Origin of the sequence: Streptomyces sp. AHU1 (assembly GCF_045343905.1) — a bacterium.
Lineage (GTDB): Bacteria > Actinomycetota > Actinomycetes > Streptomycetales > Streptomycetaceae > Streptomyces > Streptomyces triticiradicis.
In genome coordinates this window covers 6,498,012-6,519,043 of sequence record NZ_CP174283.1, presented here as the reverse complement: position 1 = coordinate 6,519,043, position 21,032 = coordinate 6,498,012, and the positions used below count along the sequence as shown (strand labels likewise).

14 protein-coding genes and 1 tRNA gene are annotated in these 21,032 nt (G+C 70.4%); 3 read left to right on the top strand and 12 right to left on the bottom strand.

The window, feature by feature from the left end; all coding sequences use genetic code 11:
- Positions 1-22 precede the first annotated feature (22 nt).
- Together ACICHK_RS29050 and ACICHK_RS29045 are read left to right on the top strand one after the other, a co-directional pair.
- Positions 23-895 carry an Fpg/Nei family DNA glycosylase gene (locus ACICHK_RS29050; RefSeq protein ID WP_406839161.1) on the top strand — a complete coding sequence of 291 codons (873 nt, stop codon included), beginning with the start codon at positions 23-25 and terminating at the stop codon, positions 893-895.
- Between the two features lie 134 nt (positions 896-1,029).
- On the top strand, positions 1,030-1,791 hold the full coding sequence (locus ACICHK_RS29045; protein WP_406839160.1) for an SDR family NAD(P)-dependent oxidoreductase: 762 nt from the start codon (positions 1,030-1,032) through the stop codon (positions 1,789-1,791).
- On the opposite strand, the gene ACICHK_RS29040 is transcribed toward ACICHK_RS29045, so the two are convergent.
- From ACICHK_RS29040 to ACICHK_RS28995, 10 genes are all read right to left on the bottom strand, one after another.
- Complete coding sequence (locus ACICHK_RS29040; protein ID WP_406839159.1) at positions 1,739-2,044, bottom strand: hypothetical protein; 306 nt, start codon at positions 2,042-2,044, stop codon at positions 1,739-1,741. The genes ACICHK_RS29045 and ACICHK_RS29040 overlap by 53 nt on opposite strands.
- Before the next feature lie 101 nt (positions 2,045-2,145).
- Positions 2,146-2,616, bottom strand: a complete 471-nt coding sequence (locus ACICHK_RS29035) for a Dps family protein (RefSeq protein WP_103554041.1) — start codon at positions 2,614-2,616, stop codon at positions 2,146-2,148.
- A 261-nt stretch (positions 2,617-2,877) separates the two neighbouring features.
- A complete protein-coding gene (locus ACICHK_RS29030; RefSeq protein WP_151468799.1) occupies positions 2,878-3,255 on the bottom strand; it encodes a helix-turn-helix domain-containing protein in 378 nt (125 codons plus the stop codon).
- 109 nt (positions 3,256-3,364) lie between these two features.
- Positions 3,365-3,910, bottom strand: a complete 546-nt coding sequence (locus ACICHK_RS29025; protein ID WP_406839158.1) for a CinA family protein — start codon at positions 3,908-3,910, stop codon at positions 3,365-3,367.
- A complete protein-coding gene (gene pgsA / locus ACICHK_RS29020; protein WP_406839157.1) occupies positions 3,907-4,683 on the bottom strand; it encodes a CDP-diacylglycerol--glycerol-3-phosphate 3-phosphatidyltransferase in 777 nt (258 codons plus the stop codon). Before pgsA ends, ACICHK_RS29025 begins: the two co-directional genes overlap by 4 nt.
- Positions 4,680-6,155 carry a 30S ribosomal protein S12 methylthiotransferase RimO gene (gene rimO / locus ACICHK_RS29015; RefSeq protein ID WP_406839156.1) on the bottom strand — a complete coding sequence of 492 codons (1,476 nt, stop codon included), beginning with the start codon at positions 6,153-6,155 and terminating at the stop codon, positions 4,680-4,682. Before rimO ends, pgsA begins: the two co-directional genes overlap by 4 nt.
- A 92-nt stretch (positions 6,156-6,247) precedes the next feature.
- Positions 6,248-7,105 (bottom strand): RodZ domain-containing protein, encoded by an 858-nt coding sequence (locus ACICHK_RS29010; protein ID WP_151468803.1) that lies wholly within the window; start codon positions 7,103-7,105, stop codon positions 6,248-6,250.
- 333 nt (positions 7,106-7,438) lie between these two features.
- Positions 7,439-10,192, bottom strand: coding sequence for a DNA translocase FtsK (locus ACICHK_RS29005; RefSeq protein ID WP_406839155.1), 2,754 nt, complete (start codon positions 10,190-10,192; stop codon positions 7,439-7,441).
- A 170-nt stretch (positions 10,193-10,362) separates the two neighbouring features.
- Positions 10,363-11,046, bottom strand: coding sequence for a two-component system response regulator (locus ACICHK_RS29000; RefSeq protein ID WP_406839154.1), 684 nt, complete (start codon positions 11,044-11,046; stop codon positions 10,363-10,365).
- A 334-nt stretch (positions 11,047-11,380) separates the two neighbouring features.
- Positions 11,381-16,879, bottom strand: a complete 5,499-nt coding sequence (locus ACICHK_RS28995) for a HAMP domain-containing protein (RefSeq protein WP_406839153.1) — start codon at positions 16,877-16,879, stop codon at positions 11,381-11,383.
- Positions 16,880-17,341: 462 nt separating this feature from the next.
- Between ACICHK_RS28995 and ACICHK_RS28990 the strand changes: the two genes are divergently transcribed.
- Positions 17,342-20,089 (top strand): SpoIIE family protein phosphatase, encoded by a 2,748-nt coding sequence (locus tag ACICHK_RS28990; protein WP_406839152.1) that lies wholly within the window; start codon positions 17,342-17,344, stop codon positions 20,087-20,089.
- Between the two features lie 108 nt (positions 20,090-20,197).
- Here the strand turns inward: ACICHK_RS28990 and ACICHK_RS28985 are convergent.
- A tRNA-Thr gene (locus ACICHK_RS28985) sits at positions 20,198-20,270 on the bottom strand.
- A gap of 82 nt (positions 20,271-20,352) precedes the next feature.
- Entirely contained in the window at positions 20,353-21,015 is a 663-nt protein-coding gene (locus ACICHK_RS28980; protein ID WP_406841343.1) for a DegT/DnrJ/EryC1/StrS family aminotransferase, read from the bottom strand.
- Positions 21,016-21,032 lie beyond the last annotated feature (17 nt).

Here is a 21,032-nt window from a genome sequence, read left to right as displayed (position 1 = left end):
CCGCCCGTGCCACCCTGGAGCCATGCCCGAAGGAGACACCGTCTGGCAGACCGCGAGGCGCCTGCACGTCGCCCTCGCGGGCAAGGTCCTGCTCCGCTCCGACCTGCGGGTGCCCCGGTACGCCACGGCCGACCTCACCGGTCGTGCCGTCCTGGACGTCACCCCGCGCGGCAAGCACCTCCTCACCCGGATCGAGGGCGGTCTGACCCTGCACTCGCATCTGCGGATGGACGGCTCCTGGAAGGTGTACGAGACCGGCCGGCGCTGGAGCGGAGGTCCCGCGCACCAGATCCGGGCCGTCCTCGGTACGGCGGACCGCACGGCGGTCGGCTACCGCCTGCCCGTGCTGGAACTGCTCCGCACCACCGACGAGGCCCGTGCGGTCGGCCACCTCGGCCCGGACCTCCTGGGGCCGGACTGGGACCCGGACAGAGCCCTGGAGAACCTCCTCCGCGACCCCGGCCGCGCCCTGGGCGAGGCCCTCCTGGACCAGCGCAATCTCGCGGGCATCGGCAACGTGTACAAGAGCGAGCTGTGCTTCCTGCTCGGTGTCACCCCCTGGCTCCCCGTCGGTACGCTGCCCGCCGACCGTGCCGCCCGGCTGCCGGTCCTCGCCAAGAAGCTGCTGGAGTTCAACCGCGAGCGTCCGGTCCGTGTCACCACCGGGCGCCGCGAACAGGACCTGTTCGTGTACGGGCGCGCCCTTCGCCCGTGTCTGCGCTGCGCGACGCAGGTCCGCTCGGGGAACCAGGGCGACGGATCCCGGGCACGCCCCACGTACTGGTGCCCCCACTGCCAGACGGGCCCCACCCCGCCGACGGCCGGCCGGCACTCCGCCACGGCGCACCACCCCACCGGGTACGGACCCCCCGCCCCCGGCCGACGGCACCACTGAGCCCTGACCGTGCGGCTCCCCGCACCGCGCCCCGATCCAGGCACCGTGCCGGACCCCGGACCGCCGGTCCGCCCGTGCACCAAGTCGCGCGCAAACAATTGACGACCCGTCAGATCCCTTCGTACCGTCCCTCCATGGGCCTCCCCGCGTACGACCTCACCGGACGCACCGCCTTCGTCACCGGCGCGGGCAGCGGCATCGGCCGCGCGACGGCGGTCCTGCTCGCGGAGGCGGGCGCCACCGTGCACTGCGCGGACGTCGACGAGCAGGGCCTGCACGAGACGGCGACGCTGATCAAGGACCAGGGCGGTACCGCTCTCGGTCACCCGCTCGACGTCACCGACCGGGCCCGGCTCCAGCAGGCCGTCGCGTCGTGCGGCCGGCTCGACGTCATGGCGGCGGTCGCCGGGATCATGCACAGCAGCCCGGTCCTGGAGACCCTGGACGAGGATCTGGACCGGGTGATGGACGTCAACTTCAAGGGGGTCCTGTACGCCTGCCAGGAGGCCGCACGATCCATGATCGCCAACGGCGTCCGCGGCAGCGTCGTCACCATGGCGTCGGGCGCCATCGACTCCGGCGGTCCGGGCCTGCTCTGCTACAGCGCGGCCAAGGCGGCCGTCGTCCAGCTGACGAAGACCCTGGCGACCGAGGCCGGCCCGCACGGCATCCGCGTCAACGCCGTGGCGCCCGGCTGGATCCGCACCCCCATGACCGACCGCCACGGCGAGCGGCAGGACCGCACCGAGGCGTTCATGGCGCGCCTGTCACCCCTGGGCCGGGTCGGGGAACCCGAGGACATCGCCCACGCCGTGCTGTACCTGGCCTCGGACGCCTCGGCGTTCACCACGGGCCAGATCCTCCGCCCCAACGGCGGCGTCGCCATGCCCTGGTAGTCCGCCCGCCACCGCTCCCACGCCGACGCCGGACCCCCCGCCAGTGGTCCCGCCACCGGTCCGGCCCCACGGCGCCGGCCGCCCGGGACTTCGGCACGCAGTGCACCGGCAGCAGGCTGAGCCCCCACCCGCCCGCGGCGACCGCTCCTTCGAGGATCCCGGCACCGGGCACCAGAACGAGCCGGAGCACGCTGAACCACCACAGCGCGCCGAGCAGCACGCAAGCCCCCCTGCGCGCTGTTCGCCCTGTCATGGCACCCTCCTCCGGCACGGCACCGGGCCACCGATCTCACGCGCGAGCAGGGCACACCGGCGGCACACGGCACCGGCCGGGGCGGAACGGCTCCCGGACGCTCATCCGTTCTCCGCCTGGAACATCCAGTGGTGTTTCTCCAGGTCCGCCGTGATCCCGATGAGGATGTCCTGGCTCACCGGATCCGGGTCCGCGGTGGCGGCCACCCGCTCCCGCATCCGCGCGATCACCGCGCCGAGCGCCTCGACGAGCGTGCGCACGGCGTCGGCGTCCTTGATCCAGCCCTCGGGCGCGTGCCCGACGCCGCTGCTCGACGCCACCGTCGCGGCCCGCCCGTCCGGCGGGACGCCCAGGGTCGAGGCGCGCTCCGCCACGGTGTCGGAGTGCAGCCGCGCGACGTCCACGACCTCGTCGAGCTGGAGGTGGACGGAACGGAAGCGGGGCCCCACCACGTTCCAGTGGACCTGCTTCGCCACGAGGGAGAGGTCCACCAGATCGACCAGGGCGCCCTGGAGCGCCTCGGCGACGGTCTTCAGGTCCGCGTCGGACAGGGAGCTCTTCACGACGTACATCCGCATCCTCCGATTCACGACGGTCCCGGCGACCCGCCTCGTGGTCCCCCGGCCCCGACGGCGGCACCGGCCGGCGGGCGCGACATCGGCTCCGCCGGGTCCCTCCACCATGGAGGCCGTGCGGGATACCGGCAAACGGGCCCACGAGGGACCTCACGGAACGCGAAAGCCCCGGCCGGGCCCTCCGGGTCTCCCCGGGGAAGCCCCGGCCGGGGCTTCGCTCGTACGTCTCTCAGCTCGGAAAACGCGAACTGGTGAGCGTCAGGCGGCGACGACGTCGACCGCTTCCGCAGGCGCCTTGATCGTGACCCGTTCCGGTGGCACTCCGGTCACCGATACGGAATTGAGCATCGGGCGACGCACCGGCGCGGACACCGGTTCGGCGGCCGCAGCCGACTGTGCCAGCTCGGCGAGGGCGAGCTCGTCGCTCACTTCCCGCATGAGCTCGGACATCCGTACGTCCAGCGCGTCGCAGATCGCGGAGAGCAGTTCGGAGGACGCCTCCTTCTGCCCCCGCTCCACCTCGGAGAGATAGCCGAGTGAAACTCGGGCGGACGAGGAGACTTCGCGCAGAGTACGGCCCTGGCGCTGGCGCTGCCGACGCAGCACGTCACCCAGCAGGCGACGGAGCAGAATCATCGGTGGCTCCCTCCTCGGACCGCGTAGCCGCATCCTTCACGCCCCACCGTACCGCCTTGCGCCGCGGCCGTGCGGGGAGCGATGTCGTGTTCACTCAGGGCTGCAAACATCAAAACCCCCCGTTCTGTTCCGTATCCTGTGCCCGCTCATTCCCGGTCTGTTCGCCCGCGAGCTCCCGGAGAAGCAGCGCGAGTACGCTGCGTACACTCTCCATACGGATTTCCGCCCGGTCGCCGTTCAACCGCAACGGCACCACTTTCCCGTCGCGGGGGGTGCCGGGCAGCGCCTCGGAGGGGCCGTCGACGGCCACGTAGACCGTACCGACCGGCTGCCCGTCCTGGGGTTCGGGACCGGCGACGCCGGTGGTCGCGATCCCCCAGTCCGCACCGAGCGCCTCGCGCACCCCGGCCGCCATCTCCGCCGCGACCTGCGGGTCCACCGCTCCACGTTCGGCCAGAAGAGTGAGGTCGACACCGAGCAGTCCGTGCTTCAGTTCGGTGGCGTACGCGGTCACGGAGCCCCGGAACGCCTTCGAGGCACCCGGCACCGCGGTGATCTCGGCCGCCACCAGACCACCGGTGAGCGACTCGGCGACGGCGAGCGTCTCGCCCCTCACCGTGAGTAGTCGCACCACTTCGGCGGCCGTGGAACTCACCGCTCGGCCTCCGCGGCGGCCGCCCGCCGCTCGGCGATCCCGCGGCGGCGCAGCACGACGGCCTGCCTCACGTAGTCGAGCCCGGTGACCACGGTCAGGACGATCGCGACGCCCATCACCCAGAACCGCAGGGAGGCCAGCAGCCCGGTCAGCGGCAGGATGTACATGCCGACCGCCGTGCCCTGGGCCAGCGTCTTCAGCTTGCCGCCGCGGCTCGCCGGGATGACCCCGTAGCGGATCACGACGAAGCGCAGCAGGGTGACGCCGAGTTCACGCCCGAGGATCACGATGGTGACCCACCAGGGCAGGTCCCCGAGGCCGGATAGGCAGATGAGCGCCGCTCCCATGATCGCCTTGTCGGCGATGGGGTCGGCGATCTTCCCGAAGTCGGTGACGAGGTTGTACGTGCGCGCCAGATGACCGTCGAAGATGTCGGTGATCATGGCGACGGCGAAGGCCGCCCAGGCCCAGGCCCGCATGGCGGGGTCGTATCCCCCGTCGGCCAGCATCAGCACCACGAAGCCCGGCACGAGGACGAGCCGGATCATGGTCAAGATGTTGGCGATGTTCCAGAGGCTGGCCTGGTTGACGGCCGCGGCGCCCAGTTTCCCGCCACGAGGCGTCTTCGGGCCGTCCGGAGCGCCCGCCGCGCCCGGACCACCGGATGCTCCCGGACCACCAGATGCTCCCGGAGCACCGGATGCGCCGGGAGCCCCCGTCGCACCTCTGGCGCCCGGGGGGCCGCCTGCCGCGGATGCCGGGGCTCCGGTCATCTGGCCGCCTCCTCAGCACACTCGAGCGAGCCCGGAAGCAGCTCGGCCACCAGGTCGACACCTTCCGTACCGACCACCTTGGCCTCGACGATACGGCCGACCGTCAGACCCTCGCCGTTCGTGAACAGCACCTGGCCGTCCGTCTCCGGCGCCTGGTGCGCAGCGCGGCCGTACGCGCCGTCCTCGTCGTCGATGCCCTCGACCAGCACGTGCACGGTCTCGCCCACGCGCTCCTCGGCGCGCTGGGCGACCAGTTCCTCGGCGAGGCGGGACACGCGCGCGAGGCGCTCGGCGACGACGTCCTCGTCCAGCTTGTTCTCGTACGTCGCCGCTTCGGTGCCCTCCTCGTCGGAGTACCCGAAGACGCCGATCGCGTCGAGGCGGGCTCCGGTGAGGAAGCGCTCCAGCTCGGCGAGGTCGGCCTCGCTCTCACCGGGGAAGCCCACGATGAAGTTGGAGCGCACACCGGCCCCCGGGGCCTTGGCGCGGATGGTGTCGAGCAGCTCCAGGAACCGGTCGGTGTCGCCGAAGCGGCGCATCGAGCGCAGCACGTCGGGCGCGGAGTGCTGGAAGGACAGGTCGAAGTACGGCGCGACGTTCGGGGTCGAGGTCAGGACGTCGATGAGCCCGGGGCGCATCTCGGCGGGCTGGAGGTAGCTGACCCGCACGCGCTCGATGCCGTCGATCTCGGCCAGCTCGGGGAGCATCGTCTCCAGGAGGCGAATGTCCCCCAGGTCCTTGCCGTACGAGGTGTTGTTCTCGGAGACGAGCATCACCTCCTTGACCCCCTGCTCGGCGAGCCAGCGGGCCTCGTTCAGGACGTCGCTGGGCCGGCGCGAGATGAACGAACCGCGGAAGGAGGGGATGGCGCAGAACGTGCAGCGGCGGTCGCAGCCGGAGGCCAGCTTCACCGAGGCGACCGGGGACCCGTCCAGACGGCGGCGCAGGGGCGCACGGGGGCCGGAGACCGGGGCGACGCCCTCGGGGAGGTCGGTGGGCGCGCCGTGGCCGGGAAGGGCCACTTCCTCGCCGGCGCTCTGCCGCTCGGCGGGGCTGATCGGCAGCAGCTTGCGCCGGTCGCGCGGGGTGTGGGAGGCGTGGATGCCGCCGTTCAGGATGGTCTGGAGGCGGTCGGAGATGTCGGCGTAGTCGTCGAAGCCGAGTACTCCGTCGGCCTCGGGGAGCGCTTCGGCGAGTTCCTTGCCGTACCGCTCGGCCATGCAGCCCACCGCGACCACGGCCTGGGTTCTGCCGTGCCCCTTGAGGTCATTGGCCTCGAGGAGGGCGTCGACGGAGTCCTTCTTGGCGGCTTCGACGAATCCGCAGGTGTTGACGACGGCGACGTCCGCTTGTTCGGCGTCCTCCACGAGTTGCCAGCCGTCCGCCTCCAAGCGGCCTGCGAGCTCCTCCGAGTCCACCTCGTTACGGGCGCAGCCAAGGGTGACGAGTGCGACGGTACGGCGTTCAGGCATGGACTCAAGACTACTTTGTCTCACCGAGAGCCCATGTCGACGGGGTTGGCCGATCTTGGCCGCCCCCGTCGACGGTGTGCTGCCAGGGACCCCTATCCGACCTGGGGGTCGCCCTTGGTGTACGTCAGACGCTCCACCGCGCCCGGCCGGAACTGGTCCTCGATCTTCTTGCCGTTGACGAACAGCTGGATGGCTCCGGCGTCGCCGAGGATGAGGTTGATCTTGGAGCTGTCCTGGAAGGTCTTCGACTCGCCCTGCTTGAGCAGCCCGTCGAAGAGCATCCGCCCGTTGTGGTCCTTGGCGGAGATCCAGCTGCGTCCGTCCGCGGCGCTGACCTGGACGGTCACCTTGTCCTGCGGAGCGGCCGCGATGGCGCTGTCGGAGGGCTCGGACTTCGGTTCGACGGGCTTGGTGGCGGTCGCCGACGGAGCGGCGGACTTCTTGGTGGTCGGCGTGGACCCCTCGGCGACCTGGGTCTTCGAGTCGTCGCCGTTGCCACCGCCCTTGACCATGGTGAACCCGACGAAGCCGATCACCGCGACGATCGCGGCGACCATGGCAGCCGTCCAGTTCGGTCCGCGGCGCTCGGGGCGGATGCGTTCCGCCTCGAAGAGCGGGGCGGCGGGCGTCGGCGCGGGACGTCCGCCGTGTTCGGCGTCGTACTGCGCGAGCAGCGGAGCCGGATCGAGCCGGACGGCGCGGGCCAGGGTCCGGATGTGCCCGCGCGCGTAGACGTCACCCCCACAGGGGGCGAAGTCGTTCTGTTCGATGGCGTGGATGATCGTGATGCGGACGCGGGTGGCGTTGCTGACGTCGTCGACGGTCAGATGGGCCTCGATGCGTGCCTTCTGGAGGGCACGGCCGATCGAGGGCCGCTCAGCCGTAGGGTCGTCTTCGAACGGACGCTCGTCTTCGGGGGAGTTGCCGTCAGGTGAGTTGACGATGGACACGGGGGCGCCTTTCGAGCGTGTAGCCACCTGTGCTGGAAGTTCAGTCTAGGGGGGGTACGAAAGGGTGGGGCAACCGGGCGGTGGGACTTTGTACGCCATCAGAATGGCCGGTCATCCTGATATAGGGACATGGTGACGCCCCTTCGCTCAACTTGACGTGCGACAAGGCGAAACGGTTGCTCACCGACTCCTTACGGGTGAGTCACATTCACATATCAGCCGAGTGCGTAACCTGACGTTCCGCCATTCGTCCGACAGTCCGGCCGCTCCTCGAGCGACCGCCGTGCGCTCACCACGCCGTCACCGGTCGTCCTGTTCCCCCTCGCCGGGGTTCTACGCCTCTGCTTCCCCGCGCATCACGGCCAACACCCCGTCCAGCTCGTCGGCCTTCACCAGGACGTCACGCGCCTTGGAACCCTCACTGGGCCCGACGATCCCGCGCGACTCCATGAGGTCCATGAGCCGGCCGGCCTTGGCGAAGCCGACGCGCAGCTTGCGCTGGAGCATCGAGGTGGACCCGAACTGCGTGGAGACGACCAGTTCGGCCGCGGCGCACAGCAGGTCGAGGTCGTCGCCGATGTCCTCGTCGATCTCCTTCTTCTGCTTGGTCTCCACGGTGACGTCGTCCCGGAAGACGGGCGCCATCTGGTCCTTGCAGTGCCGCACGATCGCCGCGACCTCGTCCTCGGTCACGAAGGCACCCTGCATACGCGTGGGCTTGTTGGCCCCCATCGGCAGGAAGAGCCCGTCGCCCTTGCCGATGAGCTTCTCGGCACCGGGCTGGTCGAGGATGACCCGCGAGTCCGCGAGGGAGGAGGTGGCGAAGGCGAGCCGGGAGGGCACGTTCGCCTTGATCAGACCGGTGACGACGTCCACGGACGGCCGCTGCGTGGCGAGCACCAGATGGATGCCGGCCGCGCGCGCGAGCTGGGTGATGCGCACGATCGAGTCCTCGACGTCGCGCGGCGCGACCATCATCAGGTCGGCGAGCTCGTCGACGATCACCAGGAGGTACGGGTACGGGGTCAGCTCGCGCTCGCTGCCCTCGGGCAGCTTGACCTTGCCGTTCCTGATGGCCTCGTTGAAGTCGTCGATGTGCCGGAACCCGAACGCCGCGAGGTCGTCGTAGCGCAGGTCCATCTCCCGCACGACCCACTGCAGCGCCTCGGCGGCCCGCTTCGGGTTGGTGATGATCGGTGTGATCAGGTGCGGGATGCCCTCGTAGGCGGTCAGCTCGACGCGTTTGGGGTCCACGAGGACCATCCGCACGTCCTCGGGGGTCGCGCGGACCATGATCGAGGTGATCAGGCAGTTGATGCAGGACGACTTGCCGGAACCGGTGGCTCCGGCGACGAGGACGTGCGGCATCTTCGCCAGGTTGGCCATCACGTAGCCGCCCTCGACGTCCTTGCCGAGCGCGACCAGCATCGGATGGTCGTCCTCCGCCGCGTCCGCGAGGCGCAGCACGTCACCGAGGTTGACCATCTCGCGGTCGGTGTTGGGGATCTCGATGCCGACCGCGGACTTGCCGGGGATCGGGCTGATGATCCGCACGTCGGGGCTGGCGACCGCGTACGCGATGTTCTTGGTGAGCGCGGTGATCCGCTCGACCTTCACGGCGGGACCGAGGGTGACCTCGTACCGCGTGACCGTCGGCCCGCGGGTGAAGCCCGTGACATCGGCGTCAACCTTGAACTCGGCGAAGACCTGGCGCAGGGAGTCGACGACCTTGTCGTTGGCGGCGCTGCGGGTCTTGCCGGGGCCGCCGCGCTCCAGGAGGTCGAGGGAGGGCAGCGAGTAGGTGATGTCCCCGGAGAGCTGGAGCTGCTCCGCGCGCGGGGGCAGCTCGCGCGGCGCGTCGGGCGCGGCCTTGGTGAGGTCGGGCACGACCGGCTCGGCCGGCAGGCTCTCCTGCTTGGACCGCTTGGCGCCCGGGACGGCCTTGGCGCGGGCGGCCGGTACCGGCGTCGTCTCCTCGTAGCCGTCGCGCTCGACGCTGACGCCCTGCGTCAGATCGGCGACCAGGGGCGAGGGCGGCATCCCGTGCAGCACGGCGCCGTCCAGCGCCGCGGCGGCGGCCGCGGCGACGTCCACGGCGTCCATGGGCCGGTTGATGTCGGGCTGCTGCGCGCCGGGCCGCCGGGGGCGGCCCCTGCGCCCGGAGAGCGCCTCCTGCTCGGCGCTGTCCGGGTCGTACGCCTCGGGAGCGCGCGGGCGTCTGCGGGGGCTCGGCTGAAGTCCGTCGCGCCACTGCTCGTCGTAGCGCTCGTCGTCCTCGCCGAGCAGGTCCTCGTCGAGGTCGGCCTGGACGATGCCGAGCTTCTGGCCGAGCAGCCGCAGCCGCTGCGGGATCGCGTTGACCGGGGTCGCCGTGACGACCAGCAGCCCGAAGACCGTGAGCAGCACGAGGAGCGGTACGGCGAGGACGTCACCCATCGTGTACGTCAGCGGGGTGGAGGCCCCCCAGCCGATGAGGCCGCCGGCGTCCCTTATCGCCTGCATCCCGTCGCTGCGCGCGGGCGCCCCGCACGCGATGTGTACCTGTCCGAGCACACCGATCACGAGCGCCGACAGACCGATCACGATCCGGCCGTTCGCCTCGGGCTGCTCGGGGTGCCGGATGAGCCGCGCCGCGATGACGGCGAGAAGTATCGGGACGAGGAGGTCGAGACGGCCGAAGGTGCCGGTGACCAGCATCTCCACGAGGTCACCGACGGGACCGCGCAGATTGGACCAGGTACCCGCCGCGACGATCAGCGCGAGGGCGATCAGCAGGAGAGCGAGTCCGTCCTTGCGGTGCGCCGGGTCGAGCCCCTTCGCGCCACGTCCTATCCCGCGGAAGGCCGCTCCGACGGCATGGGCGACGCCCAGCCACAGAGCGCGTACGAGCCTGTACACACCCGCGGTGGGGCTGGGCGCCGGCGCGGGTGCGGGCTTCTTCGCCGGAGCCCTCTTGGCGGGCGCCTTGCCGGCGGCCGCCTTCTTCACGGGGGGCTTTTTCGCGGGGGCCTTCTTCGCCGGAGCCTTCGTCGGAGCGGACGCCTTCTTCGCGGGCGGCTTCTTGGCTGCGGACTGACGTGGGGCCATGTGTGTGAGGTTACCGGTGGAGACGACAGCGACACGTGTGCCTCCCCCAAGTTCTCGACTTCGCTCGAACAGGGGGGCCTGCTTCACCCGGTCGTGTCACCGTTGCCGGGAGCGGAATTGACACCTCCTCAAGGCCTCGCACGGCCTCCCGGAGGTGCCCCCACGGGCTTTCAGCCCTGCGACGGCACCGAGGGAGCCCCACTGCCCGTACCCGGCTCCAGCGCGTCCAGCGCCCTGCGCAGTCCGGTGAGTTTGCGTTCGAGGTGGGCCGCCGTCGCCACGGCCGCCGCGTCGGCGGAGTCGTCGTCGAGCTGCTTGGACAGCGCCTCGGCCTGCTCCTCGACGGCCGCGAGCCGCGCCGAGAGTTCGGCGAGGAGTCCCGCGGGCTCCTTGACCTCGCCGAGCGCCGCCTTGCCCCCGCCCTCCAGCTGGAGCCGCAACAGAGCGGCCTGCTCACGGAGTTGGCAGTTCTTCATGTAGAGCTCGACGAACACCGAGACCTTCGCGCGCAGCACCCACGGGTCGAAGGGCTTGGAGATGTAGTCCACCGCGCCGGCCGCGTACCCCCGGAAGGTGTGGTGCGGACCGTGGTTGATGGCGGTCAGGAAGATGATCGGGATGTCCCGGGTCCGCTCACGCCGCTTGATGTGCGCGGCGGTCTCGAATCCGTCCATGCCCGGCATCTGGACATCCAGCAGAATGACCGCGAAGTCGTCCGTGAGCAGCGCTTTGAGCGCTTCCTCCCCGGACGATGCCCGTACCAGTGTCTGATCGAGCGCGGAGAGGATCGCCTCCAGCGCCAACAGATTCTCCGGCCGGTCATCGACCAGGAGGATCTTGGCCTTCTGCACCATGGCCCGCCCTCCTCGCCCCGGCATGGGGCCTCCCCTGTCCGCAGGACTTGGGGAAGCGCCGGGCGCCGCCCCAGGGGACGACTCCCTTGCGCCGTCCGTCCTTGTGCCGGTCATGCTAGCCGCACCCCGCCTGTCGCCACACCCTGTCACCGTGATGTCACTGTGCACGTAGCAGAAACGCGGCAGGGGACCAGAAGGTTCCCCGTATCCCGCGCTTCTACACGGCTTCGGGCACAGACGGTCATCCGGCGCCGGGCCGCCGGAGACGGCCGTGCCGCACGGTGCACCGGTGCACGGCACACCGTGACGGCCCACGTCACTCCCTGGAAGTGTGTCACCCCTCGCGCATCCACTGCGCCATCACGGACAGCAGGTGGTCGGGGTCGACCGGCTTGGTCACGTAGTCGGAGGCACCCGACTCGATCGCCTTCTCCCGGTCGCCCTTCATGGCCTTCGCCGTCAGCGCGATGATCGGCAGCCCCGCGAACTGCGGCATCCGCCGGATCGCCGTGGTCGTGGCGTAACCGTCCATCTCGGGCATCATGATGTCCATCAGAACGACCGTCACATCGTCGTGCTGCTCCAGGACCTCGATGCCCTCGCGGCCGTTCTCCGCGTACAGCACCGACAGTCCGTGCTGCTCCAGGACGCTGGTCAGCGCGAACACGTTGCGGATGTCGTCGTCGACGATCAGCACCTTCTCGCCCTCGAAGCGGATCCCCCGACCCTGCTGCGGTCCCGCGTCCTGCTGCCCCGCCGCCGCCCACGACTCCTGAGCGGCACCCGCGCCGGCGTCCTGCTGCCCGGAGGCGTCCGGGCGCCGTTCGGCCGTCGGCAGCGTCCTGCGGCGCCTCCTGAACAGCGCCGCGGGCCCGTTCTGGGCGTCCTGGTACGACTTCACCTCGGCCGGCATCCCGATGGCGTGCAGCTCGGCCTCGGAAGCCAGCAGCTCCCCCGCCTCCAGCGCCGGCGCGAGCTGCCCGTAGCCCTGCGGCGGCAGTTCGCTCGGGTGCAGCGGCAGGTACAGGGTGAAGGTGGAGCCGCGCCCCGGCTCGCTCTGGGCGTAGATCTCGCCGCCGAGCAGCCGCGCGATCTCCCGCGAGATGGAGAGCCCGAGCCCCGTACCGCCGTACTTGCGGCTCGTCGTACCGTCCGCCTGCTTGAAGGCCTCGAAGATCACCCGCATCTTGCTCGCCGCGATCCCGATACCGGTGTCGGTCACGGAGAACGCGATCAGATCGGCGTCCGCGTCCCGCAGCGACCCCGACTCCAGCAGCTGTTCCCTGATGGCCACCGGCACGTCCGCCCCGGCGGGCCGGATCACCAGCTCGACCGCTCCGGAATCGGTGAACTTCACCGCGTTGGAGAGCAGGTTGCGCAGCACCTGGAGGAGGCGCTGCTCGTCGGTGTGCAGCGTGGCGGGCAGCTCCGGGGAGACCCGTACGGAGAAGTCGAGCCCCTTCTCCGCGGTCAGCGGACGGAACGTCGCCTCCACGTAGTCGACGAGCTGGACGAGCGCGATCCGGGTCGGCGACACGTCCATCTTGCCCGCCTCGACCTTCGACAGGTCGAGGATGTCGTTGATCAGCTGGAGCAGGTCGGAACCCGCGCCGTGGATCGTCTCGGCGAACTCGACCTGCTTCGGCGTGAGGTTCGTGTCCGCGTTGTCGGCGAGCAGCTTGGCCAGGATCAGCAGCGAGTTGAGCGGCGTCCGCAGCTCGTGCGACATGTTCGCCAGGAACTCGCTCTTGTAGCGCATGGAGACCGCGAGCTGCTCGGCGCGCTCCTCCAGGACCTGCCGGGCCTCCTCGATCTCGGTGTTCTTGACCTCGATGTCGCGGTTCTGCTGGGCCAGCAGCTCGGCCTTGTCCTCCAGTTCCGCGTTCGAGTCCTGGAGCGCCTTCTGCCGGTTCTCCAACTCCGCCGAGCGCTCCCGCAGCTGCTCGGTGAGCTCCTGCGACTGCCGCAGCAGCACCTCCGTCTTGGTGTTGACCGAGATGGTGTTGACGCTCGTCGCGATCATCTCCGCGATCTGGTTCAGGAAGTCCTTCTGGATCTGTGTGAAGGGCGTGAACGACGCCAGCTCGATGACCCCGAGCACGGTCCCCTCGAAGAGCACCGGAAGCACGATGACCTGGGCCGGCGGCGCCTCACCGAGTCCGGAGGAGATCTTCAGGTAGCCGCTCGGCGCGTTCTCCACGAGGATCGTGCGCTTCTCCTGCGCGGCCGTCCCGATCAGCGCCTCGCCGGGCCGGAACGAGGTGGGCATGGAGCCCATGGAGTAGCCGTACGACCCGAGCATCCGCAGCTCGTACGCCTCCTCGTCCTCCGCCCCCGCGTCCTTCCCGTCGACCAGCGGCATCGAGAGGAAGAACGCGCCGTGCTGGGCCGAGACCACCGGCGTCAGCTCGCTCATGATCAGCGAGGCCACGTCGTCGAGATCGCGGCGGCCCTGCATCAGGGCGGAGATCCGGGCGAGGTTGCCCTTCAGCCAGTCCTGCTCCTTGTTGGCGATGGTCGTGTCGCGCAGGTTGGCGATCATCTTGTTGATGTAGTCCTGGAGTTCCTGGATCTCGCCGGAGGCGTCCACGTCGATCTTCAGGTTCAGGTCGCCGCGGGTCACCGCGGTCGCCACGCGCGCGATGGCGCGCACCTGCCGGGTCAGGTTCCCGGCCATCTCGTTCACCGACTCGGTGAGGTCGCGCCAGGTCCCGTCGACGTCACGGACGCGCGCCTGACCGCCCAACTGCCCCTCCGTGCCCACCTCCCGGGCCACCCGGGTGACCTCCTCCGCGAAGGACGACAGCTGGTCGACCATCGTGTTGATGGTGGTCTTGAGCTCCAGGATCTCGCCGCGCGCGTCGATGTCGATCTTCTTGGTCAGATCGCCCTTGGCGATGGCCGTGGTGACCATCGCGATGTTGCGCACCTGGCCGGTCAGGTTGGACGCCATCCCGTTCACCGACTCGGTGAGGTCCTTCCACGTCCCCGCGACTCCCGGGACGTGCGCCTGACCGCCGAGGATGCCGTCCGTGCCCACCTCGCGGGCCACCTTGGTGACCTGCTCGGCGAACGAACTCAGCGTCTTCACCATCGTGTTGAAGGTGTCGGCGAGCTGCGCGACCTCACCGCTCGCCTTGATCGTCACCGTCCGGGTCAGGTCCCCGTTGGCGACGGCCGCCGCCACCTGCGAGATGTTCCGCACCTGCATCGTCAGGTTGTAGGCCATCAGGTTGACGTTGTCGCTCAGGTCCTTCCAGATGCCCGTGACCCCGGGCACCCGCGCCTGACCGCCCAACTGGCCCTCGGTGCCCACCTCGCGGGCCACCCGGGTCACCTGCTCGGCGAACGACGACAGCTGGTCCACCATCGTGTTGACGGTGGTGACCAGTTCGAGGATCTCGCCGCGCGCGTCGACGGTGATCTTCTTGGACAGGTCTCCCATGGCGACCGCGGTCGTGACCTCGGCGATGTTGCGCACCTGACTGGTCAGGTTGTTGGCCATGAAGTTCACGGACTGGGTGAGGTCCTTCCAAGTGCCCGAGACACCCTGCACCTCGGCCTGACCGCCGAGGATGCCCTCCGTGCCCACCTCACGGGCCACCCGCGTCACCTGCTCGGCGAAGTTCGAGAGCTGGTCCACCATCGTGTTGAGGGTGTTCTTCAGCTCCAGGATCTCGCCGCGCGCGTCCACGTCGATCTTCTGCGACAGGTCACCGCGGGCCACCGCCGTCGCGACCTGCGCGATGTTGCGCACCTGAGCGGTGAGGTTGCCGGCCATGCCGTTCACCGAGTCGGTCAGGTCGCGCCACACACCGGCCACGCCGGGCACCTGCGCCTGACCGCCCAGCCGCCCCTCCGTACCCACGTCACGGGCCACCCGCGTCACCTGGTCGGCGAACGCGGAGAGCTGGTCGACCATCGTGTTGATGGTGTTCTTCAGCTCCAGGATCTCGCCGCGCGCGTCCACGTCGATCTTCTGCGACAGGTCGCCCCGGGCCACCGCCGTGGTCACCTGGGCGATCTGACGCACCTGCGACGTCAGGTTCCCCGCCATGAAGTTGACGGAGTCCGTGAGTTCCTTCCAGGTGCCGGACACGCCGTCCACCCGGGCCTGGCCGCCCAGCCGGCCCTCCGTACCCACGTCACGGGCCATCCGCGTCACCTGGTCGGCGAAGCTCGACAGCTGGTCCACCATGGTGTTCACGGTGACCTTCAGCTCCAGCATCTCGCCGGCGACCTCGACGGTGACCTTCTGCGACAGATCTCCGTTGGCGACCGCCGTGGTCACCTGGGCGATGTTGCGCACCTGGCCGGTCAGGTTCTGGAACGCCGTGTTGACGGAGTCCGTGAGGTCCTTCCAGGTGCCGGCCACCCCCGGAACCTGGGCCTGGCCGCCCAGCTCACCCTCGACGCCGACCTCGCGCGCCACGCGCGTGACCTCGACACCGAACGACGACAGCTGGTCGACCATCGTGTTGACGGTGTTCTTCAGCTCCAGCATCTCGCCGGCGACCTGGACACTGACCTTCTGCGACAGATCGCCGTTGGCCACCGCGGTCGTCACCGCGGCGATGTCCCGCACCTGGGTCGTGAGGTTCCGGAAGACCGTGTTGACCGAGTCCGTGAGGTCCTTCCACGTCCCCGCCGCCCCCGGCACGTTCGCCTGACCGCCGAGCCGGCCCTCGCCACCGACCTCGTTGGCGACACGGGTGACCTCGTCGGCGAACGTCCGCAGCGTCTCGGTCATCTGGTTGATCGTCTCGGCGAGCTGGGCGACCTCACCACGTGCCGAGACGGTCACCTTCTGCGACAGGTCACCGCTCGCGACCGCCGTGGTCACTTGCGCGATGCCGCGCACCTGGGCCGTCAGGTTGCCGGCCATCAGGTTCACCGAATCGGTGAGGTCCTTCCACACACCGGCCACACCGGGCACCTGCGCCTGACCGCCCAGCTCACCCTCCGTACCCACCTCGCGGGCGACGCGCGTCACCTCGGAGGAGAAGGAGGACAGCTGGTCCACCATCGTGTTGACGGTGTTCTTCAGCTCCAGCATCTCGCCGGCCACATGGACGGTGACCTTGCGCGACAGGTCACCCTTGGCGACCGCCGTGGTCACGAGAGCGATGTCACGCACCTGAGCTGTGAGCCGGTACGCCATCGTGTTGACCGAGTCCGTGAGGTCCTTCCACGAACCGGACATGCCCCGCACCCGGGCCTGCCCGCCCAGCTTGCCCTCGGTGCCCACCTCGCTGGCCACCCGCGTGACCTCGTCGGTGAACGTCGACAACTGGTCGACCAGGTTGTTGACGGTCCGGCCGACCTTCAGGAACTCACCGCGCAGCGGATGCCCGTTCCCGTCCGCCGCCTGCGCCCGCAGGTCCATGCGCGCCGACAGATCGCCCTCCGCGACCGCGGACAGGACCCGGCCGACCTCGGAGACGGGCCGTACGAGATCGTCCACCAGGGCGTTCGACGCGTCGATCGCGGCCGCCCAGGCACCCTCGCCGGAGCCCGCCTCCAACCGCTCCGTGAGCTTGCCCTCACGGCCCACCACACGCCGTACCCGCGACAGCTCACCCGTCAGATGCAGATTGCGGTCGGCGACCTCGTTGAAGACGGCCGAGATCTCGGACATCACGCCGTCACCGGAAACAGTGAGCCGCTTGCGGAAGTTGCCGTCCCGCATCGACACCAGGGCCGCCAGCAACCGGTTCAGCGCCGCCGTGTCCACCTCGGTGGTGGTGCCGGCGCCCGGTGCGCGCCCGCCCTTCAGGGACTGTCCGCCTTTCGCGCGCGTCCTACCGCCCCGCGTCGCTGCGCCAGACTCCACTGTGTCCCTCCCGCAAGGGTCGACCGATACTGCTCGGCGTACTCGGGTACTTCTACTCGGTACTTCTGCTTCTGTTCGGTACTTCTGCTGCTTCTGCTCGGTACTTCTGCTCGTGCCGGGGTACTTCTGTTCGTGGTGCGCGGGAGGCATGCGACCTGCCCGGACCTTCTCCTGGAACCTGCCCAGTGTTTCACCCCGGCCGAACCAGGCCATAACAGTTCGGCAGCTTCGCACATCGTCCGCACACCCTCGGGACAGAACTCCGGTCCTGGCCGGAGGCGACCACACGCACCTGTCCGAACGGAAACACCGAACCCCTCAGGACGGAAACACCCGTGACCGGCATCCGCGGGGGCCGCGAAGGTAAGTAACCTTGCAAGCGGCTGTCCAGCCGTGCCGGTCCCGTCCGGCCTGGGCGGTGGCACGAGCACGAGCGGGCAGGCATCGGAGGGGCACCGCACCATGACCACCGGACTGCATCCCGGGGAGACACCCCAGGATCCCCGGCCGACAGGACACCACGCTCTGCCCACGCAGGAGCGGGTCGGCCACGGACCCCCGCATGCCGACGACCGGACGAGGAATTCTGTGATCACCGCGCGCGCGGCCGCCAGTTTCGAACCCGTGGGCCGGTCCGTCGCGACCGCCCGCTCGTTCGTCCGGGACACGCTCCAGGGCTGGGGCTTCGCCGACATCGTCGACGACGCCGTCGTCCTGACGAGCGAACTGGTCACCAACGCCGTCGTGCACGCGGGCACCTCCGCCGACGTCCTGTGCCTGCGCAGTGACGACGGCGTGCGCATCGAGGTGGCGGACCGCTACCCGGAACGCGAGATCCCGCTCCAGGCCACGGCCGTCAACATGGGCAGCCCCGACCGCGAGGGCGGCCGCGGCCTCCAGCTCTGCGCGGCCCTGGCCCGCCGCTGGGGCGTCGACTACACGCCCACCCACAAGCGGGTCTGGTTCCGGCTCGACCTCCCCGAGCGCGCGGTCGGCACCCGCGCCGCCGGCCCCTCCCTCCCCGCCGACCTCCTCCCCCTGGCCGACGGCCGCGTCCGCGTCGCGGTCGTCCAGATCGACCGCGCCGGTTCCATCAACGCCTGGAACGAGGACGCCGAGGAACTCTTCGGGTACGCGGCCGAGCAGGTCACCGGCAAACCGCTCACCGACCTCGCGGCCTGGCCGCACACCCCCGGCACCGGCACCGGCATCGTCGAAGCCCTCCAACTCTCCCGCTGGGAGGGCAGTTACGGCGTCCGCTGCGCCGACGGCCGCGTCACCCCGGTGTACGCCTCGCACCTGCGGGTCCGCGACACGAGCGGCGAGCCCTCCACCGTCTGCCTCCTCGTGCGCGACCACGAACGCGCCGTCCTGCAGACCCCGTTGCGCGGACCCTCCTCCGACCCGGGCGCCCACGCGGAGGGACAGGCCACCGATCCGTTCGAGGTCTTCATCGGATCGCCCGCCCCGGACGACCTCGACGGCCTCCTCCAGCGCACGGTGGAACGCGCCCGCGACATGCTCGACGGCGACTCGGCCTTCCTGCTCCTCGCCACCGACGACGAGACGGAGTTGGAGGTACGCGCCTCCACGGGCCTGCCGTCCGCGCGCCAGCGCTTCGCCCGCGTCCCCGTCGAGGCGGGACCCGGCCGCTACGGCTCGGCCCGGATGCCCGCCGTCCACGAGGACCTCACCCTCGTCCCCGGCGCCGTACCGCTCCTCGGCGGCACCGGCATGCGCTCGGTCGTCACCGTCCCGCTGAAGGTCGAGGGCCGCCTCACCGGCTCCCTCGGCGTCGCGGCCGAATCGCCGGGACGCTACTCCAACGAAGAGGCCCTGCGCCTCCAGTTCGCCGCCGACCGCATCGCCCTGGCGGTGGAATCGGCCCGCCTCGGCGAGCTGGAACGTCTGCGCCGCGGCTCGCTGTCCTTCCTCGTCGAGGCCTCCGACCTGCTCGCCGGCACCCTGGACCGCGACCAGACGCTCGCGCTCATGGCGCAGATGACGGTCCCGACCCTGGCCACCTGGTGCGCCGTGTACACGATCGCCGACCAGGCCTCCGAGCCCTACCTCTCGTACGTCCTGCACGAGGACGAGGAACTCATCGACGGCCTCAAGGCGTTGCTCTCGAAGATCGCCCCGCCCGACCCGGTGCCCACCCCGGGCGCCCGGGTCTGGTCGGCACCGGCCGCGGCCGCCCACGACGCCGCCCTGCGGACCTCGATGCGCAGTCTGGGCCTCGGCGAGCACACGTCGACGGGGTCCGGCATCGGCCCGACGCTGGCGACGGCCGCGGCGGTCGGCGGCGAGACCGTCGTCCTGCCCCTGGTCGCCCGCAACCGTGTCATCGGCATGCTGACCCTCGGCAAGCCGTCGGACGAGCATTTCCGCCAGGAGATCCTGGAGTTGGCCGAGGACCTCTCCCGGCGAGCGGCCCTCGCACTGGACAACGCCCGCCTCTACTCGGAGCGCACGGCCATCAGCCAGTCCCTCCAGCGCAGCCTCCTGCCCCCGGAACTCCCCCAGATCGAGGGCGTCGAGGTCGAGGTCATCTACCGCGCGGCCGGCGAGGGCAACGAGGTCGGCGGCGACTTCTACGACCTCTTCCCCATCCGTGACGGCGCGTACGGCTTCGCCATCGGCGACGTCTGCGGTACGGGCCCGGAGGCGGCGGCGGTCACGGGTCTGGCCCGGCACGCGCTGCGCCTGCTGGCCCGGGAGGGCTACGGCGGCCCCGCGGTTCTGGAGCGGCTGAACTCCGCGATCCTCGACGAGGGCGCCCGCAGCCGCTTCCTGACCCTCCTCTACGGCGAGTTGTGGCCCCAGGAGGACGGCAGCGCCGTCCTGAAGGTCGTCTGTGCCGGCCACCCGCTCCCGTTGCGCCTGCGCCAGGACGGCACGGTCGAGCCGGCCGCCGAACCGCAGCCGCTCCTCGGTGTCATGGAGGACCTGGAGCTGTACGAGCAGAGAGTCACGCTCGATCCGGGCGATGTCCTGCTGTGCGTCACGGACGGTGTCACGGAGCGCCGCGAGGGCACCCGCATGCTCGGTGACGACGGCCTCGCGGACGTCCTCACCACGTGCACGGGACTGACGGCCGGCGCCGTCGCCGCGCGCATCATGCGCGCGGTCGAACGCTTCGCCTCCGACGCCCCGTCGGACGACATGGCGATCCTGGCGATGCGCGTTCCCGGCCTCCCCACGGACTGAGACCCGACGGACCGACGCTCCCGGGACCTCGGTCCCCGGAGCCGGGTTCCGCCGGTCCGGAACATGCGAAAGGCCCCCGCCCACAAGGGCGGAGGCCTTTTCTTCCTGAGCCCCCCAACGGAATCGAACCGTTGACCTTCTCCTTACCATGGAGACGCTCTGCCGACTGAGCTAGGGGGGCCTGTCATTTTGAGGTTTCCCTCGCGGCGACAAGAGAGATCATACCCTGAACCGGACCGTACTCCCAACCAGTCCGGTCCTGATCAGAAGGCCGGTTGCAGCAGTCCGCCGAGCGCGTTGCAGACGGAGACGATCCGCTGCATCTCGCGTTTGGTCAACGTCCCGTCCACGGGCAGCGAGAGGGTCTCGTCGGCGGCCCGCTCGGTCTCGGGAAGCTGTACGTCGCGACGGAACCCGGGCAGGCGGTGCACCGGTGTCTTCACGGGCACCCTGCACTCGACTCCCCTGGCCCGTACGGCCCGTGCGAAGGCGTCCCGGTCCGGACGTCCGTTGCCGGGCACCCGGACGACGTACTGCTGATAGGTGTGGCCGTCGCCGCCGGCCGGTGTGCGCACACCGCTGAGGCGGCCATCCAGATAGGCGGCCCGCTCCCTGCGCTGCGCGATCTCGTCGTACGGCGCCTCGGACTCGCCCTGCTCCAGCACCAGCAGCTCGTGCCGCTGTCCCAGACCGCGCAGCCGCACCATGTCGGCCGTCCGCCCGAAGCGGTGCACGACAACGAGCGCCGCCGTCTGGGGAGTTATGACCGCCTCCACCGCCTGCGGGTCCAGGCAGTACGTCACCGGGTCTATGTCGGCGAAGACGACCGTGGCGCCGGCCTGGGTCACGGCATCGGCGACCTCCACGTTCCCGAAGGCCGGAACGACGACCTCGTCACCGGCTCCGACGCCCGCGGCCCTGAGCATTGCAGCAGTACCCATGG

What these genes read in the sequence shown, in the direction of transcription:
- ACICHK_RS29050 (WP_406839161.1), top strand. Translation starts at nt 23, where the DNA reads ATGCCCGAAGGAGACACCGTCTGGCAGACCGCGAGGCGCCTGCACGTC.
- ACICHK_RS29045 (WP_406839160.1), top strand. Translation starts at nt 1,030, where the DNA reads ATGGGCCTCCCCGCGTACGACCTCACCGGACGCACCGCCTTCGTCACC.
- ACICHK_RS29040 (WP_406839159.1), bottom strand. Translation starts at nt 2,044, where the DNA reads ATGACAGGGCGAACAGCGCGCAGGGGGGCTTGCGTGCTGCTCGGCGCG.
- ACICHK_RS29035 (WP_103554041.1), bottom strand. Translation starts at nt 2,616, where the DNA reads ATGTACGTCGTGAAGAGCTCCCTGTCCGACGCGGACCTGAAGACCGTC.
- ACICHK_RS29030 (WP_151468799.1), bottom strand. Translation starts at nt 3,255, where the DNA reads ATGATTCTGCTCCGTCGCCTGCTGGGTGACGTGCTGCGTCGGCAGCGC.
- pgsA (WP_406839157.1), bottom strand. Translation starts at nt 4,683, where the DNA reads ATGACCGGAGCCCCGGCATCCGCGGCAGGCGGCCCCCCGGGCGCCAGA.
- rimO (WP_406839156.1), bottom strand. Translation starts at nt 6,155, where the DNA reads ATGCCTGAACGCCGTACCGTCGCACTCGTCACCCTTGGCTGCGCCCGT.
- ACICHK_RS29005 (WP_406839155.1), bottom strand. Translation starts at nt 10,192, where the DNA reads ATGGCCCCACGTCAGTCCGCAGCCAAGAAGCCGCCCGCGAAGAAGGCG.
- ACICHK_RS29000 (WP_406839154.1), bottom strand. Translation starts at nt 11,046, where the DNA reads ATGGTGCAGAAGGCCAAGATCCTCCTGGTCGATGACCGGCCGGAGAAT.
- ACICHK_RS28990 (WP_406839152.1), top strand. Translation starts at nt 17,342, where the DNA reads ATGACCACCGGACTGCATCCCGGGGAGACACCCCAGGATCCCCGGCCG.
- ACICHK_RS28980 (WP_406841343.1), bottom strand. Translation starts at nt 21,015, where the DNA reads ATGCTCAGGGCCGCGGGCGTCGGAGCCGGTGACGAGGTCGTCGTTCCG.